The sequence below is a fragment of the Brucella haematophila genome (genome assembly GCF_005938105.1).
Lineage (GTDB): Bacteria > Pseudomonadota > Alphaproteobacteria > Rhizobiales > Rhizobiaceae > Brucella > Brucella haematophila.
On sequence record NZ_VCPE01000024.1, the window covers coordinates 1 to 16,315 of the forward strand.

The following is a 16,315-nucleotide window of genomic DNA, read 5'->3' on the forward strand; positions in this document are numbered from 1 at the left end:
GCCAAACGACTGGCAGGTTGGCCAGACGGGCAAGGTTGTTGCACCGGAGCTTTACATCGCTGTCGGCATTTCCGGCGCGATCCAGCATCTGGCAGGCATGAAAGACAGCCGCGTCATCGTCGCCATCAATAAGGACGAAGAAGCGCCGATCTTCCAGGTTGCCGATTACGGCCTCGTCGGTGATCTCTTCACCGTGCTGCCGGAAATGGAAAAGCTGGCCTGATCCATTCCCGCAAAGGGACAGATTGAAAAAAAGCCGCTTAGAGCGCCGATCTGATTGGATCAGATCGGCGCTCTAAATGTTTATTTTAACGCGCATCCCGAAAACCGTTTCACACTTTTCGGGATGCGCTCTAAGCGGGTTTTTTATTGTTCAGTCTGCCAGCACCAGCAGATCATGGGCTGCGAAATGCACGGTCACCTTGTCACCGCGCTGTGGCGGCGGCTGCGTCGGATCGTTGAACGTGTCGAAGGACAGGCGGTTTTTGCCGAGCGCCACGCGCGTGCGGATGACGGAGCCGAGGAAATGCACATCCTCGATGGTCGCATCCAGCGAAGTGTCGTGGCTCTTGCGCGCTTCAAGGCTGATGGCTTCAGGGCGCAGCGCCAGCGTCACCGGCTTGCCCTTCGGATGATGGCCAAGCGTGTCGCGCACGGTGATCATGCGACCGTCGAGGTCGATACCGTTCTTCTCCGGTTCGCTGACCGAAGCTTCCAGCATATTGAGCGTGCCCACGAAGGACGCCACGAAACGCGAGGCCGGACGGTTGTAAATGTCGAAAGGCGAGCCGATCTGGTCGGCGCGACCTTCATGCATGACCACGATGCGATCGGAAATCGACAGCGCTTCTTCCTGATCATGCGTCACGAAGACCGTCGTGATGCCGAGCTTTTGCTGGATGGTGCGGATTTCCTCACGCAGGCTGATGCGGATCTTGGCATCAAGCGCCGAGAGCGGCTCATCGAGTAGCAGTACCTGCGGCTTGGTGGCAAGCGCGCGGGCAAGCGCCACACGCTGTTGTTGGCCGCCGGACATCTGATAGGGATAGCGGTCCGCCAGATGGTCGAGGCGGATGAGGCCGAGCATTTCCTTCACCGTGGCGTCGATTTCCGCCTTCGGCTTGCCAGCAACGCGCAGGCCGAACGAAACGTTCTGCGCAACCGTCATGTTGGGAAACAGCGCATAGGCCTGAAACACCATGCCGATATTGCGCTGGTTCGGCTTGAGGTCGACCACGTCGGTGCCGTTGATCTCGATGGAGCCGTTATCCGGGTCTTCGAAACCAGCGATCATCCGCAGCACGGTGGTCTTGCCGCAGCCCGATGGCCCGAGGAAGGAGACGAATTCGCCCTTTTCCACGGCGAGGTTGAAATCGTGGACGACGGTATTGGCGCCGAAGCTCTTTTTCAGGTTCTTGATATTGAGAAAAGCCATGAACGTTACCCGGCGGTTGTCTTGAATTTATTGAGGCGCGAAACGAGCTGCAACATGATGATCGCCAGCCAAGTGATGCCAAACGAAATGATCGCCAGCGCAGACGGTTCGTAAGCGCGGTTGGCGCCCACCAGCTGGAGATAGGGTCCGAAAGCCGGACGGTTCAGAAGCGAAGCCAGCGTGAACTCGCCGATGACGATGGCGAAAGTGATGAAGGCGCCGCTCATCACGCCCGAAATAACATTCGGGAAGATGACCTTGAACATGATCGTGGGCCAGCTTGCACCAAGGCTCTGGGCGGCTTCCGTCAGCGTATTCACGTCGATGGTGCGCATGGCTGTGTCGACCGCGCGATACATGTAAGGCAGCGACAATGTCATATAGCCAAACATCAACAGCACGTCGGTTGCACGCGTGGATGCGGTGAACGGCAGCCAGGAAGACGAGTTGTAGATGCGCAGATAGCCGAACACGATGACGATGGCCGGAATGACCAGCGGCATCAGAGTGATGAATTCCATCACTGGGCGCAATTGCGGCAGGCGCAGACGCACCCAATAGGCGGTCGGTACAACCAGCAGGACACCGAAAATGATGGTCAAAATGCCCAGCAGGATCGAATAGCCGAAGGTTGCCTGGAAATTCGGATCGGTGAAGACGACGCGATAGGCGTCGAAGGAATATTCGCCGCGCCGCATGCGCAGCGAGAACTCGAACGTGCCAATGAGCGGCACGAGGAAGTAGACCGCGCCAATGAAGAAGGCGATCCACGCTCCGATTTTCTGAGCCGTCGAGCCTTTCATCGCTGCCACCTTTCGGCGCGCATACGCAGCCAGATATAGATCAGGTTGGATATGCCGGTGATGACGATCATGCCGAGCGCCAGCGCATAGCCGAGATTCTGGTTATGCAGAACGTCACCGCGGATCTGCGCATAGAGCAGGATCGGCACGATGTTGAGCGACGAGCCGGTCAGCGCATAGGCGGTTGCAATAGCGCCGAAGGCATTGGCGAAAAGCAACAGCGTCGTGCCGAGCAGGCTTGGCCACAGGATCGGGAAGGCCACCATGCGCCAGTATTGCGCATTGGTTGCGCCGAGGATCGAGGAAGCCTCGCGCCATTCCTTCTTCAGACCGTCCAGCGCTGGCGTCAGGATGAGCACCATCAGCGGGATCTGGAAGAAGAGATAGGTCAGCGTCAGGCCGAAGAAGCTGAGGAGGTTAAAGCCGGTCGAATAGAGATTGAAGCCGAACCACTCTCGCAGCAGGATCGTCACGAAGCCAGTGCGCCCGAGCGTCGCCAGAAAGGCGAAGGCAAGCGGCACGCCCGCAAAGTTGGAGGCCACGCCGGAAAAGGTCAGAACGGTCGGGCGCAGCCAGGACGGCAGATTGCCCAACACCACGGCCCAGGCCAGAAAGAAGCCGATGATTGCGCCGCCGATGGCCGATGCAAGGCTGACCTTGATTGAAATCCAGTAGGCGCTCATGATCTGCGGCTGAAACAGGTCGTTGATGTTCTGGAGCGTGAAATTGCCCGCCGGGTCCTGAAACGCACCGATGATGAGATACATCGTCGGCCAGATCAGGAAGAGAATGGCGAAGAGGAAAAACGGCGCCACGCCAAGCCATGTCAGCGGTAGTCGGCGTTTGCGAACGCTACCGACCGGACTGGCTGGGGCTGCTGTATCGGCTACTGAACTCATGCGCTCTTTCTTCGGCTGTTCGTTTCGCATGCGCTGCATGCGAAAACAGGCAAGATACACGACAGATCCGTCGAGTAGAGGCCAAAAAACGGGAAAATTGGAATTGGACCAACCGGGAAACGCCCGGCTGGTCCAATACCTTTTTCACAGGTCCATCGTCAGAAACGAACGAAGTCGCTTACTTGACGTTGGCGCCGACGACGCTGTCCCATTCCTTGGTGATCGTTGCCTGTGCGGCGTCAATCTGTTCCAGGGTCGGGAAGATTGCCTTTTCATAGGCGGTTGCGTCCGGCAGCTTGTCGAGCAGATCCTGCGGGATCTTGCCAGCCTTGCTCATCGCGTTGAAGCGGATCGGGTGGCAGTAGCCCTTCAGATAGCCGATCTGGCCTTCATCCGAATAGATGTATTCCATCCAGAGCTTGGCAGCGTTCGGATGCGGTGCGTAAGCGCTGATGGCCTGCACATAGACGCCGGCAATCACGCCCGACTTCGGGATGATGGTTTCAACTTCCGGGTTGCCCTTCAGCGTGTCGCGGTCGGCGAGCGCGTTGTAGTCCCAACGGATGATGATCGGGGTCGAGCCCTGTGCCAGCGAAGCGGCCTTGCCGATAACCGGAACGAAGTTGCCCTTTGCATTCAGGTCCTTGAAGAATTCCAGGCCCTTCTTGCCAGCGGCTTCGCCCGGCTCTGCGCCAGCTGCGATGCCGGCGGCATGAACGCCGAGAATAGCCTGTGCCGAAACGCGCGGATCGCCAGCCAGCGAAACGGCATTAGCATAATCGCTCTTCAGAAGGTCAGCCCAGTCCTGCGGCGCGTCCTTGATGATGTCCTTGTTCACTTCGAAGGCCAGAACGCCGTAATAATCGCCGTACCAGTAGCCTTCGGCATCCTTGGCGCTATCCGGAATTTCGTCCCAGGTCGAAACCTTGTAAGGCTGGATCAGGCCGTCTTTCTTGGCCGAGGTGCCGAAAGCAAAGCCGACGTCGATCACGTCCGGAGCCTGCGGGCCCTTATTGTCCTTGTTGGCCTTGATGGCTTCAATTTCATCGCCCGAACCGGCATCCGGGTTCAGTTCGTTGACCTTGATTCCGTACTTGTCCTTGAAGTTCTTGATGATATCGCCATAGCCGCACCAGTCGTGCGGGAGTGCGATGGTGGTGAGTTCGCCTTCTGCCTTGGCTGCAGCGATCAGTTCGGCTGACGGCTCGGCAGCGGCGATGGAAACTCCGGCAACGGCGATAGCGGTCGAAAGCGACAGCAGACGCGCTGTATAGCTAAGCATTGTTTGACTCCCCTAATATAGGTCGACGAAAGCCCCCGGCCAATTCCGGAGCCCGCCTACCCGTTACCCGCCCGACATGACGGTTGGATGACAGTTTGCTGCTTGTCACAAATTGCCAACAGCAGAAAGTGAAACACGTTTTCAGTAGCTTAGCAATTCATCCCTGTGGGGAAGGGGCATTTTTATGACAAGAAATGTGACAGAAGTTTCGCGGTTGTCACATTTTGAACGGAAGCTGTTCCCGCTACGACAAGGATTTGCCTGCTCGCGGCGTGGTTGTGTTTTCCAACCCTTCAAACGAAAAAACCCGAAAGGCTTGTGAACCTTTCGGGTTTCGTATGAAAGCTTGGGAGGGTGCTTTCAGGGTGTCTTTTCCGGTCGGTCGGACGGCTAGTGCCCGCCGCCGCCACCGGCCACTTGCTTTGGCTTGCGCAACAGGATGGCGCAGACGGCCAGCGAGCAGAACATCATCGTCAGAATGAAGAACACGTCGATGAAGGACAGAAGCGTCGCCTGCTGCCGGACCATACCCGACAATTTGGAAATCGCGATTGTTGCGCCGTCGAGACCAGCGGCGTTGTATTTCGCTGTCAGGTTGGCGAGCATCTGCTCGGCTTCCGCATTGCCCCAGCGCACATGTTCGGCAAGCCGGTCATAATGCATGTCGCCGCGGCGCGTCAGGATGGTGTTGATGACCGCAAGGCCGACTGCACCGCCGAGGTTACGCGTCAGGTTGAAGAGGCCGGAGGCGTTCTTCAAAAGGGCAGGCGGCAGCGTGCCCAGCGCCAGATTGTTGATCGGCACCATGCAGAGCATCAGCGAACAGCCGCGCAGGATCTGCGGGATCAGCAATTCATGGAAATCCCAGTCGGCGGTCAGGCCGGTGACGGTCCATGTACCAGCGGCAAAGCCGAGGAAGCCGATCATCATCATCAGGCGCGGGTCCATGCGATTGGACAGGAAGCCAGCAACGGGTGCGGTCATGAACATGGCAAGACCGCTGACGAACAGCGCTTCGCCGATCTGCAACGCATCATAGCCGCGCACACTGGCGAGATAGAGCGGATAGAGATAGGTCAGCCCGTAAAGTCCCACGCCCATGACGAAGGAAAACAGCGAGCCAAACGCGAAATTGACGTTCTTGAAGGCACGCAAATCCACGATGGGTTCTTCGGATGTGAAGGCGCGATAGAAGAAGAGGATGCCGCCGACGGTCATGACAATGGTCAGGATGAATATGGCCTGATCCTGCAACCAGTCGTTACGCGGGCCTTCTTCCAGCACATATTCCATGGAGCCGAGGAAGGCTGCCATACCGATAAGACCCCACCAGTCGAACTTGCTGAGAAGCGAGCTGTCGCCTTCGTCGAAGTCGATCAGGTTCCAGGCGGCGATGGTGACCAGAATGCCGGGGCCGACATTGACCAGAAACAGCCAGTGCCAGGAAAAGGCGTGGCTGAGATAGCCGCCGACCGTCGGGCCGATGGTCGGTGCAAGCGTGGCCACAAGGCCGATCATCGGCGAGACGATGGAGCGCTTGGAGGGTGGGAAGATGGTGAAGGCTGCCGCGAACACGCTGGGGATCATGCCGCCGCCGATGAAGCCCTGAATGGCACGATAGACGATCATCTGATCGATATTCGTCGCGGTGGCGCAGAGCATGCTGGCCAGCGTGAAGCCCGCCGCCGAAAGCGTAAACAGCACACGTGTCGACAAGAGCCGCCCGAGGAAGCCGGACAGCGGGATCATGATGACTTCCGCGATCAGATAGGATGTCTGCACCCACGAAATTTCGTCGGAGCTGGCGCTCAGGCCCGCCTGAATTTCGGACAATGATGCCGAGACGATCTGGATGTCGAGAATCGCCATGAACATGCCGAAGACCATGGCCAGAAAGGCGACAGCCTTTTTGGGGTCGATGCGGTCATCTGCCGGGGCTATTGGCCCCATTGTCGTGTCTGCGGCCATGACGGCGCACTCCGGAATGAAGCATTTCCAGCAAAAGTGCGAAGCGGTTTTGCGTTGGACAATGCGGTGCGAAACAAGACTGCATTTCCAGCAAAAGTGCGAAGCGGTTTTGCGTTGGATAATGCGTAAAAATAACTAGAGCGGTTCCGGCGATTCCGTAAAGCGGGAACCGCTCTGGAAGAAAAGACGGCGCGGAACACAAAAGCCGCGCCGCTGCTTATCCTTGCGACAATCGCATCGTCGAACTGTTAGTTCGACTTGTCTTCAGGGGCGGTACGCGTATCGATGTCCACGACAACGCTTAGACCGGCGCGGATTTTACCGGAGTCCAGCGCATCCTGAGGAATGGCGATACGGACCGGTACGCGCTGCACCACCTTGGTGAAGTTGCCGGTGGCGTTTTCCGGCGGCAAAAGCGAGAACACAGCGCCCGAAGCGGGAGCGACCGAAACGACCTTGCCGTCAAACTTGGTGCCGTCGATGGCGTCGACATAGATATGTGCCGTCTCGCCGGTCTTGATGTTGGCGAGCTGCGTTTCCTTGTAATTGGCGTCGATATAGAGCTGACCGACCGGCACCAGTGCTGCGATCTTCTGACCGGCGGATACGAGGTCGCCCTTCTTGCCGGAGAGATTGCCGACCACGCCGTCGAACGGTGCGCGTAATGTAGTGAAGGCCAAATCACGAGCCGCTTTATCACGAGCAAGTTCTAGCGATTTCGTGCCGCTGTCGGTTTCTCTATACTGCGCATTGAGAACGTCGATATTCGCCTTGGCGGAAGCGATCTGTGCATCGGCGCTGGCAACATTGGCGCGTGCCTGATCGAGCGACGACTGGGCCGTGTCGAGATCGGCCTGCGCAACAAAACGCGTGGCGTGCAGTTTTTGCATGCGCGTCAGGGTGGCCTGCGCATTGATCAGGACGGCATTGGCCGCCTGCTTCTGGGCCTCAGCCTGCTGCTGAGTGGCCTGGGCTGCAGTCGTCTGCGCGACGATGCGGGCCAGGGTTTCCTTTTGCGTGGAAAGCTTGGCTTCCGTCTCGTCGAGAGCGATCTGATAATCGCCGGAATCGAGCTGGAAGATCACATCACCAGCCTTGACATGCTGGTTGGCGACGACCGGAATATTGTCGATATAGCCCGTGACTTTCGGCGCGATGGACGCGATATCGCCCTGTACATAGGCGTCGTCGGTCGAAACCATGAAGCGGCCCACGGTCCAATAATCATAGCCATACCAGAGGCCTGCGGCCACGGCGACGATCAAAACACCTGGCAGCACAACGCGTTTGCCGAAGCCCTTTTTCTCGCCACCTTTCACGGTTTCCTTATGCGGCGTCTCCTGTGGACGCGCATTGGGTACAGCGTGGGGCTGCGTTCTCTCGTTCTGCGGTGCATCATTTGTCGCCGGAGCTTCGTCCGGCGTAAAGGTTTTGGCCGTCGGAAACTGGCGAATATCGGCCTGATCTACAGACTTCTTGGCAGTCATAGGAGAAACTTTCTGCACATCCAGTGGATTGAACCGCTCGGTTCGATGTTGACATAATCCAATAAGATGCGCATATCAAGCGATATCGAACCGCTCGGTTCGAAAAAATATAAGAGTTTTGTGATATGAAGCCCGAACGGCACACCGAAGGAAGCCCCGAAACGCTCACCACGCCTGATCTCGATCGGCATGATGCGGGCGAAGTTGCGGCCAATTTCGTCAAGACGGGCTCAAAATCCGAAAAGCTTGCAAAGTCCGAAAAATTTAAAGCCAGTTCACTTGCATGCGCGCCTGAAACCGAATGCGGACGCACAAGGCTCGGCGCGGGTCAGGACCCGGCAAAGCGCAGCCAGATACTGGAAGGCGCGCAAAGCGTATTCCTGCGCATGGGCTTCGATGCCGCCAGCATGAACGATATCACCCGTGAAGCGGGCGTGTCGAAGGGCACGATCTACGTCTATTTCAACAGCAAGGAAGACCTGTTCGTCGCTTTGTGCGAGCATTACCGTCACACCATGTTCAGCACGCTGATCGGCAAGCTGGACAATGGTTTTTCCAATCGTGAAGAACTGACGGAGTTCGGCATCGCGCTGGTGACGCTGATTACGTCTTCGACCGCCATTCGCGCACAGCGCATCGTTCTGGGTGTCAGCGAGCGCAAGCCGGAGCTTTCCGCCCGTTTTTATGATCGGGGTCCGAAGCGCAGTCTGGTCGCCATGGCCGAATATCTGGAAAAGATGATCGAGGACGGCGTTCTGGAACCATTCGATGTCGATCGGGTCGCCTATCAGCTCTCCGATCTGTTTCTGGCCGGGCTTTATCGCCCGCGTCTGTTCGGTGTGATTGCCGACGAGCCATCGGACGAAGCCATCCGCAAAAACGTGGAAACGGCGGTGGATTTCTTCTTCAGAGCCTATGGCAAGACTAGCTAAGCGGCGTATTTGTTCCAATTGGGAACAAGCTTTTTGAAACTGTGCCTTATTTTCACTCTGTTCTTGTGTGTAACAACTTGCGGCACAATAATTGCGAGTTGCCATGAGGCGTATTTTTTTTGTCACTTATAAACAATTAAGCAGTTTGTCGGGCGCGATTCGAAACATGGTCGCCAGCAGGACATAAGGCGACGGACCGAAAGCTTAAGCGGCTTGATTCTTAAGGATATTTCGCATGACTCTTGACCTGATTCATTTTCCTAATTTCAAGAAGACGTTTTTTGGAGCAGCATTTCAGAGCGATACGCTCACACTTTTGACCCGCATCCGCGATGAAGTCGGCTGCCGGCACATCATGCACGCCTATCGTGGCCGCATGAATGAGTGTGCCAAGCTCAATTCCAACGATCTGACGCTGGTGATGACCGTTCCGACCGCCTGGTCGGCGCGCTATTCGACGAAGAACTACTTCGCCATCGATCCTATCTTCCAGGAGGATGCACCCTATTTCTCCAATGACGGCAGCGGCATCGTGCATGATCTGCAGGAAGACGCCAATATTTGTCCGTCAGTTGCGGAACTGTTGCAGGATGCTGAAAAGCACGGGCTCGGCAATATTTTCATTGCCGTTTCCGCGCGCAATCCGAAAGGCGCTTCCGGCTGCACGCTGTTCTCGTTCGAGATCGACAAGGACGAGGATCGCGAACAGTTTGTGGCCAAGCTGCGTCCGCGTCTGCTCAGTGTGTCTGGCGTGATCCACAATGCGCTGTGCGGCCATAAGGACGCCAGCTCTGTGGCAAGCCTGCTCACACCGCGTGAGGTGGATTGCCTGCGTTGGGCGGCCAATGGCAAAACCGACGGCGAAATTGCTGATATTCTCAGCATCGCCCGCTGGACGGTGGTGACCTATTTGCAAAACGCGAAAATCAAGCTGAATTGCTCGAACCGCACTTCGGCTGTGGCAACAGCTTTGTCGCTTGGCATTATCGAAATGCCGGGCACAGAACATCTTATGTAATTCAGTACTTGCCGGCTCGGTGACGGGCCGGTCATGATGCTTACGGACAGACCGGAAGCGCAAACTGTTTTGATTTATTTGGTTTTATTGATTGCATTTTCGAACGCGGGGCGTTCAGCCCCGCTGGAAATACACTAGCCGCTTGAACTGCTTGATGGCACCGGATGCGTTTGCTCGCGTCCGGTGTCATTTTTCAAGCCCGCATTGTCCCGCGCAAAACCGCTTCGCACTTTTGCTGGAAATGCTTTAAGCCCGCTTCTTCAGGGGCAGTCTGGCCTCGCGGAAAGCGTTGCGCAGGCGCGCCGTGTTTTTTGTAGGATCCTGATCGGCATCTTCAAAAGTAATGTGGTTCAGCTCCACACCAGCCGTTTTATCCGTCAGGATCAGCCGGAAATAGGCATAGACGCCCTGATTGCGGAATTCCATGTCCAGCACCACCGATGGCGGTGATTGCCAGTCGCAGCGATAATCGCCGCCATGGCCCAGTTCCAGCGTGCCGGGGAAGAAGTAAAGCTCCGTCGCAGAGCTGACGACATCGGCAATATTGGCAAAAAGCTCGCAGCGGATGAAGGCGATGTAGTCAGCCGGATCGACAAGACGCAGCTCCGTCACCACTTCATGCAGGTTCTCGGCGATGATCGCTTCGCGTTCGTTGGAAAATTGCAGACTCTTCATCGCGTCACCATCGATCGTTGAGAACAGGTCAATAATATTTGGGAATATAATGAAATCATAGTACTACCATTAGTGTACTGCATGCCGCGTATTGATGATGCGGATGAGTTCGGCAACGGCTTTATAGAATTCCGGTGCGATCATCTGGTCTACATTCACCTGTTTATAAAGTGCACGTGCAAGAGGCACGTCCTCGAAGACTGGTATCGAGTGCTGGGCGGCCACTTCTCTTATCTTAAGCGCGATCAGATCCTGCCCCTTTGCAACGACGACCGGTGCGGCGTCTTCATTCGGCTTGTAGCGCAGTGCTACGGAGAAATGCGTCGGATTTGCGACAATCAGTGTGGCGGTCGGCACGGCGCTGATCATACGGCGGCGGGCGCGATCACGTCCAAGTGAGCGCAGGCGCGATTTGACCAGCGGGTCGCCTTCGGACTGCTTCAGCTCGTCCTTGACTTCCTGCCGCGTCATGCGCAGTTCCTGACGCCAGTGGATGCGCGACCAGGCAAGGTCGAAGGCTGCGATGGCTGTAATCGCCAGCACATTGGCAACCAGCAGGCGCACCATGTTTTCGCGCAGGAATTCCGGCAGGGCGCTCGGTTCGGTCGCAATCGCGTCCGTGAACAGGCTGTTGCCCTGAAAGAAGACGATGAAAACGATGAGGCTGGCGGCGAGAAACTTCGCCACCGATTTCAGAAATTCCACCTGACCGCTGCGGCCGAAAATGCGCTGCCACCCCTTGAGTGGCGAGATGCGCGAAGCCTGCGGGCGAATGCGCTCACCGACGATGCGCGGCGCGTTCTGAAAGGCGGATGACGCGATGCCTGCCAGCGGAATGATGATGAAGACCGGCACAAGTGCTGCGCCGACCGCCAGCGCCAGCACGCTGAACAGGCGGCTTGCATCCTCGGCGCTGTTGAGAACCCAATCCTCGGGACGGTCGATCAGTTCGCGCAGAAACATGGCGAGCTTTGTCGTGGCGGGTGCGGCGACAAAGACGGCGATGATCAGAAACGAGGCGACGCCAGCGAGAATCGGCGTTTCGCGGGAGAAGGGCATATTGCCCTTTTCCAAGGCGTCGCGGATCTTCTGCTCGGTCGCTTCTTCTGTTTTGCTTTCCTTATCGGTATCGTCCGCCATGCGTCACACCGGCCTCAGGCAGAAGCTTCGTTCGCGTCGAGGGTGATGATGCCGCGCTCGGAAAGATCAATGGCAATGCGCGAGATCGTACGGCGTGCGTCGGCGATATTCTGGGCGGTGATGTTGCCCTGCTCGGCGCCAAGTTCCGTTTCCACCATGCGGCGACCGCGGGTGGAGAGCGAGGACAGGACGAGTTCCTGAAGCTTGGCGTCTGCGCCACGCAGCGCGGTTGCGATCTGTTCGGTCTGCACTTCATCGAAGAGCAGCAGACGCGCGCGCTGCGACAGGCGCTCGATGTCTTCGAAGGTGAAGAGCTTGGCCTTGATGCGATTGAGATCGTCGCGGTTGAGGTCCTCAAGGCTTGCCATCAGTTCTTCCATCTCGTTCTTGTCGAGCTGATTGAAGATATTGGCAATCTGGCCGTGATGGGCTTTGACCGGGCCGGAATCGCTGCGGCCCAGAAGGTCGCGGCGCAGCACATCTTCCAGCAGTTCGGCTGCGGCGGGCGCGACATTGCCGATATGCAGCGAGCGCTGCACGACGGCATTGCGCAGCTGCGGCGGCAAGGCGACGAACAGACGCGCGGCAAGGTCTGACGGCAGTTTGGAGACGATATAGGCGATGATCTGCGGATGCTGGTCGGCCAGATAGGCTTGCAGGCTGTCGACCGGCAGGCGACCGAGCTGTACCCAGACCGATTCCTGTACCAGCTGCGGCTGCACGCGTTCTTCGAACACGGCATCCACTTCTTCCTGCGGCAGCGTATCGCGCAGCAGGCCTTCGAAGCGTTGCCCCGCTTCCGAAACCGGCGCGCCCTCGGCGAACGAATCCTCGAACTCCTTCACAAGCTGTTCGAAATCGAGCGGCGAGATCGGGTCCAGCGTGCGGGCATGACCGGCAAGCTTGCGCAGATCCTCGGCGCTGAAATGCTTGAGAAGGCGCGACGCAGCCGGGCGGCCGATAGCCACAAGAATGGCTGCCGCCTTTTGCGCGCCGCTCAGCGTATCGATGATGCCGCTGGCGCTTTCTTCAGCGAGGTTTTGCTGCTCTTTTTCGGTCATGGAGATGTCCGGGCCGTTCTGTTACTTGCCGATGATTTCGGTGAGGCTGACGCCGAAACGCGAAGAATCGTCTTCGAGCACGATGACTTCACCACGTGCGATCACACGACCGTTCACGACGATATCGACGGGATCGCCGATCTGCTTGTCGAGGGTGATCACCGCGCCGCGACCGAGCTTCATCAGATTGGCCACCGGCATGGTCGTGCCGCCGAGAACCACCTGCACATCGACGGGAATGCCCATGATGAGTTCGAGATTGGGCTTGGAAGCACCTTTCTGTGCACTGCGCGGCTTATCTTCGCGCAGTTCCTCGATGGCTTCGTCCAGTTCCTGCTGCATGTTCTTGTCCTTGTTGTCAGCGCTCATGCCTGCCCCGCAATTTCAACGGTTGCCTTGCGGACCGCGCGATGCACGAACACCGGCAGCGCATTCTTTTCTTTTTGTTCGACGGCTGGCTCGCGGTTGCGGCCAGCACTGTCCGCGACCGAGCGGGCCAGGGTGTCTGCCTGACGCATGTCGCGGGAAAGTGCCTTGCGCAGGCGGTTCAGTTCCTCAATGGCTTCTTCCATCTCGCGGCGCACGCGCTGTGTTTCGCCAAGGCGGGCTTCCAGCTTCACATTCTCATCGACGAGATCGGTGCGCTCGCTCTGGATCGCCTTCACGGCGCGTTCCAGACCATTGGAGGCAGCCGCGACGCGCAGCGCCAGCACCTTGCCGAGCTTGATCGTTTCGTTGGCCTTGCGACCGACCACGATCAACGCGCCCAGCGAAGCAAGAGCCATCAGCGTGGAAAGAATATTAGCCAGCAACAAGCTCATCGATGAAATCCTCTTCCTGATTGACCGGGTCGCCGACCTTGACGGTGAAATGAATGCCCGACTTGCCGAGCGAGCATTTGAAAAGCTGCTGGTTGCCTGCGCGCAGACGCACCTGCTCCATGGCGTCGGCAGGCAGCTTCAACACCTGTCCGATCTCCAGTTTGGACAGCGCGTCCAGCGTCATCGAACCTTGCTGAATGAAGGCTTCAAGCTCGATGCGAGCGCGGCTGACTTCATTGCGCAGCTTCTTGGCCCAGGTCGGGTCGGCCTGATTCATGGGGCGACGCAGAAAAGCGGCGACGGCATCCTGCATCGGCTTGTGGGTGCTGCGCGGCAGCAGAAGATGCACTTGCCCGGTCTTGCCCGCTGCCGTCACATCGATCCGGCAGGCGAAAAGACGCGACCGTTCGAAATTGGTGCGGTCGAATTCGGCGATGTCGACACATTCACCGGCGGCGAACATTGACTGCGCGCCGCCCGCCCAGCCCGACAGGGAGCCCGCGTTGAACACCTGATCCAGCGCTCCGGCCAGATGACCGGCGAGAAGAGCGGAAATCTTGTGTTCGACCATGCCGAACGGGCGCTCGACATCGACATTGCCGAGATTGCCCTGCGCGCCATACATGGCTTCGATGATCGAGAAGACCAGCGGCGCATCAACAGTCAGATAAAGCGTCGAGCCCCAGCGTTCCACCTTGAGCGGCGCAATGATGGCGGCGCTGTCGAGAATGGCGGAGAAAGCCGCATCGTCCGCGCTTTCCACCGCACCGGCTTCAACTTCGAAAGCCGCCGCGCAACCATGCTTCAACCGCTCGCAGAAATGCGTGGAGGCATCCTTGAACACATGGGCAAGCGACTTCAGATCGTCGCCGGACAGTCCGGCTGCGCGCAGCAGATTGTCGGCCAGCACGTCATTCTTGCGGTGTTGTTCCGACATGGTCGCTTCAACAGTCGTTTCGGACGTTGTCATCTTATGCGGCCTGCTGTGTCGGCGCGCTCGCCATGGTTTCCTGCTCGACCACGTCGATGGTCGGGCGGTCGTAAGCGGAGATGGTCTTGCGTCCGTATTCCACGGCGATCTGCGGCAGCGAACCGTTCATATAGGCAAGCAGCGTCTGCTTCACGACGACATAAAGACGGTTCTTTTTCTCGCGGGTCGATTTGATCTTGGTCGCGATGGGACCGACAACGCCATAGGAAAAGAAGATACCGGCGAAGGTGCCGACAAGGGCCGCACCAATCAGGTGGCCGAGAACTTCCGGCGACTGGTCCAGCGCGCCCATGGCCTTGATAACGCCGAGAACGGCGGCAACGATGCCAAGCGCTGGCAGGGCTTCCGAGATCGTGACCATGGCCTGATAAGGCTTCAGCTTGTCGCGGGCGATGGTGTGAATTTCCTCGTCCATCAGCGCTTCGATTTCGTGCGAGCGCACATTACCGACAATGATGAGGCGGCAATAATCGCAGATGAAGTGGGTGAGGTCTTCGTTTTTCAGAACGCTCGGATAGGCCAGAAAAATCGGCGATTCCTTGGGATTGTCGATATGGACTTCCACTTCATTGCGCGACTTGGCGCGCAATTCCCGCATCAGGCTGTAGAGCAGGCCGAGAACATCCAGATAATCGCGCTGCTTGGGCACGGCGTTGGTGAACGCTTCCATGCAGGCGCGGCCGGTATCCTTCACAAGCGAAAACGGGTTGGCGACGAAGAACGTGCCGAGCGCCGCGCCCAGAATGATGACAAACTCCCATGGCTGGATGAGCACGCTGACATGTCCGCCCATGGCGATAAAGCCGCCCAGCATACAGCCCAGTGTGATGGCGAGACCAATGATAATGCCCAAAGCCCGAGACTCCCGCAGAATAGTTCTTTGAATCGAACATAGGCAGCGCGGCTTGCGCGAAACTTGCCGATGATCGCCCGAGGGCCACGGAGTTTCATCAGCTTCGGACAAGCTTGATCTCGCATAAAGGATGGAACTATCAGCAGGGGGTCATGCACATGGTCGATACGATGACGAGCTATCGCCTGATCGCGTCGGATATGACGCGGTCTTTGCAGCGCGTTTCGAAAGAACCGGTAGTGTCTCGGGAAACGGCGTATTTCCAGGAAAACATCGGCAATGTGAAATCAATCGACGATTTCATGTCGGATACCCGCCTTTTCAATTATGCGATGAAGGCGTTCGGTCTGGAAGACATGGCCTATGCCAAGGCTTTTGTGCGCAAGATCCTGACGGAAGGCGTCACGGATGACGACGCCATGGCCAACAAGTTGACCGACAAGCGCTATAAGGAATTTGCGACCGTTTTCGACTTTGCGGGCAAGGGCGCCGAGGCAACCCAAAGCACCGATGCACAGCAGGGCGTGGTGGATAAATATCTGCGCCAGACGCTGGAAACTGAAGCCGGTGACCAGAATGAAGGCGTGCGTCTGGCGCTCTATTTCCAGCGCAAGGCTTCGACCATCACCAATGCTTATGAAATCCTTGGCGACAAGGCTTTGCTGACCACCGTGCAGACCATGTTCGGCTGGCCGGCCACCATGTCCAATGCCGATATCGACAAGCAGGCGAAGATGGTCGAAGGCAAGATCGATATCTCGCAATTGTCCGATCCCGACTATGTGTCGAAACTCATTTCGCGCTTCACGGCCATGTATGAAATGAACAATCCGAGCGCCAGCAGCCCCGCCTCCATCGCGTCGTTTCTGCTCGGTAGTACGTCGTCCATCGGCATTTCGACGGCCATTCTTACCACCTTGCAGAACTTCAAGCCGGGCGGTCGCTGATCC

Annotated in this window: 17 protein-coding genes; 4 read left to right on the forward strand and 13 right to left on the reverse strand. The window is 57.6% G+C overall.

Going from position 1 to position 16,315, the window contains the following annotated elements; genetic code table 11:
- Positions 1-223 (forward strand): electron transfer flavoprotein subunit alpha/FixB family protein (locus FGI60_RS23885; RefSeq protein ID WP_210238469.1); only part of this gene is annotated, 223 nt, incomplete at its 5' end.
- Positions 224-373: 150 nt separating this feature from the next.
- On the opposite strand, the gene FGI60_RS23890 is transcribed toward FGI60_RS23885, so the two are convergent.
- From FGI60_RS23890 to FGI60_RS23920, 6 genes are all read right to left on the reverse strand, one after another.
- Positions 374-1,435, reverse strand: a complete 1,062-nt coding sequence (locus tag FGI60_RS23890) for an ABC transporter ATP-binding protein (RefSeq protein ID WP_138787278.1) — start codon at positions 1,433-1,435, stop codon at positions 374-376.
- A gap of 5 nt (positions 1,436-1,440) precedes the next feature.
- On the reverse strand, positions 1,441-2,238 hold the full coding sequence (locus FGI60_RS23895) for an ABC transporter permease (protein ID WP_078340844.1): 798 nt from the start codon (positions 2,236-2,238) through the stop codon (positions 1,441-1,443).
- Complete coding sequence (locus tag FGI60_RS23900; RefSeq protein ID WP_138787279.1) at positions 2,235-3,137, reverse strand: ABC transporter permease; 903 nt, start codon at positions 3,135-3,137, stop codon at positions 2,235-2,237. Before FGI60_RS23900 ends, FGI60_RS23895 begins: the two co-directional genes overlap by 4 nt.
- Before the next feature lie 178 nt (positions 3,138-3,315).
- Positions 3,316-4,419 carry an ABC transporter substrate-binding protein gene (locus tag FGI60_RS23905; RefSeq protein ID WP_138787280.1) on the reverse strand — a complete coding sequence of 368 codons (1,104 nt, stop codon included), beginning with the start codon at positions 4,417-4,419 and terminating at the stop codon, positions 3,316-3,318.
- 390 nt (positions 4,420-4,809) lie between these two features.
- Positions 4,810-6,387 carry a DHA2 family efflux MFS transporter permease subunit gene (locus FGI60_RS23910; RefSeq protein ID WP_138787281.1) on the reverse strand — a complete coding sequence of 526 codons (1,578 nt, stop codon included), beginning with the start codon at positions 6,385-6,387 and terminating at the stop codon, positions 4,810-4,812.
- A gap of 248 nt (positions 6,388-6,635) precedes the next feature.
- On the reverse strand, positions 6,636-7,874 hold the full coding sequence (locus tag FGI60_RS23920; protein ID WP_138787283.1) for an HlyD family secretion protein: 1,239 nt from the start codon (positions 7,872-7,874) through the stop codon (positions 6,636-6,638).
- Positions 7,875-7,999: 125 nt separating this feature from the next.
- Here FGI60_RS23920 and FGI60_RS23925 point away from each other — a divergent pair, with 125 nt between their 5' ends.
- Both FGI60_RS23925 and FGI60_RS23930 read left to right on the forward strand, forming a co-directional pair.
- Positions 8,000-8,806, forward strand: coding sequence for a TetR/AcrR family transcriptional regulator (locus tag FGI60_RS23925; protein WP_138787284.1), 807 nt, complete (start codon positions 8,000-8,002; stop codon positions 8,804-8,806).
- Positions 8,807-9,041: 235 nt separating this feature from the next.
- Positions 9,042-9,824, forward strand: coding sequence for a helix-turn-helix transcriptional regulator (locus FGI60_RS23930; protein WP_078340849.1), 783 nt, complete (start codon positions 9,042-9,044; stop codon positions 9,822-9,824).
- Positions 9,825-10,070: 246 nt separating this feature from the next.
- Here FGI60_RS23930 and FGI60_RS23935 read toward each other — a convergent pair whose 3' ends face one another.
- The 7 genes from FGI60_RS23935 to motA form a co-directional block, all read right to left on the reverse strand.
- Positions 10,071-10,499: a hypothetical protein gene (locus FGI60_RS23935; RefSeq protein WP_138787285.1), complete on the reverse strand. Its 429-nt coding sequence runs from the start codon at positions 10,497-10,499 to the stop codon at positions 10,071-10,073.
- A gap of 69 nt (positions 10,500-10,568) precedes the next feature.
- Positions 10,569-11,639 carry a flagellar biosynthesis protein FlhB gene (gene flhB, locus FGI60_RS23940; RefSeq protein ID WP_138787286.1) on the reverse strand — a complete coding sequence of 357 codons (1,071 nt, stop codon included), beginning with the start codon at positions 11,637-11,639 and terminating at the stop codon, positions 10,569-10,571.
- Positions 11,640-11,653: 14 nt separating this feature from the next.
- On the reverse strand, positions 11,654-12,700 hold the full coding sequence (locus FGI60_RS23945; RefSeq protein ID WP_138787287.1) for a flagellar motor switch protein FliG: 1,047 nt from the start codon (positions 12,698-12,700) through the stop codon (positions 11,654-11,656).
- A 21-nt stretch (positions 12,701-12,721) separates the two neighbouring features.
- A complete protein-coding gene (gene fliN, locus FGI60_RS23950; protein WP_078340853.1) occupies positions 12,722-13,069 on the reverse strand; it encodes a flagellar motor switch protein FliN in 348 nt (115 codons plus the stop codon).
- Entirely contained in the window at positions 13,066-13,521 is a 456-nt protein-coding gene (locus tag FGI60_RS23955; protein WP_078340854.1) for a BAB2_0123 family type IV secretion system effector, read from the reverse strand. The genes fliN and FGI60_RS23955 overlap by 4 nt, the downstream gene beginning before the upstream one ends.
- On the reverse strand, positions 13,502-14,491 hold the full coding sequence (locus FGI60_RS23960; RefSeq protein WP_138787288.1) for a FliM/FliN family flagellar motor switch protein: 990 nt from the start codon (positions 14,489-14,491) through the stop codon (positions 13,502-13,504). The genes FGI60_RS23955 and FGI60_RS23960 overlap by 20 nt, the downstream gene beginning before the upstream one ends.
- Position 14,492: 1 nt before the next feature.
- Entirely contained in the window at positions 14,493-15,365 is an 873-nt protein-coding gene (gene motA / locus FGI60_RS23965) for a flagellar motor stator protein MotA (protein ID WP_078340856.1), read from the reverse strand.
- A gap of 158 nt (positions 15,366-15,523) precedes the next feature.
- On the opposite strand from motA, the gene FGI60_RS23970 reads away from it, so the two are divergent.
- On the forward strand, positions 15,524-16,312 hold the full coding sequence (locus FGI60_RS23970; protein WP_138787289.1) for a DUF1217 domain-containing protein: 789 nt from the start codon (positions 15,524-15,526) through the stop codon (positions 16,310-16,312).
- The last annotated feature ends 3 nt before the right edge of the window (positions 16,313-16,315 follow it).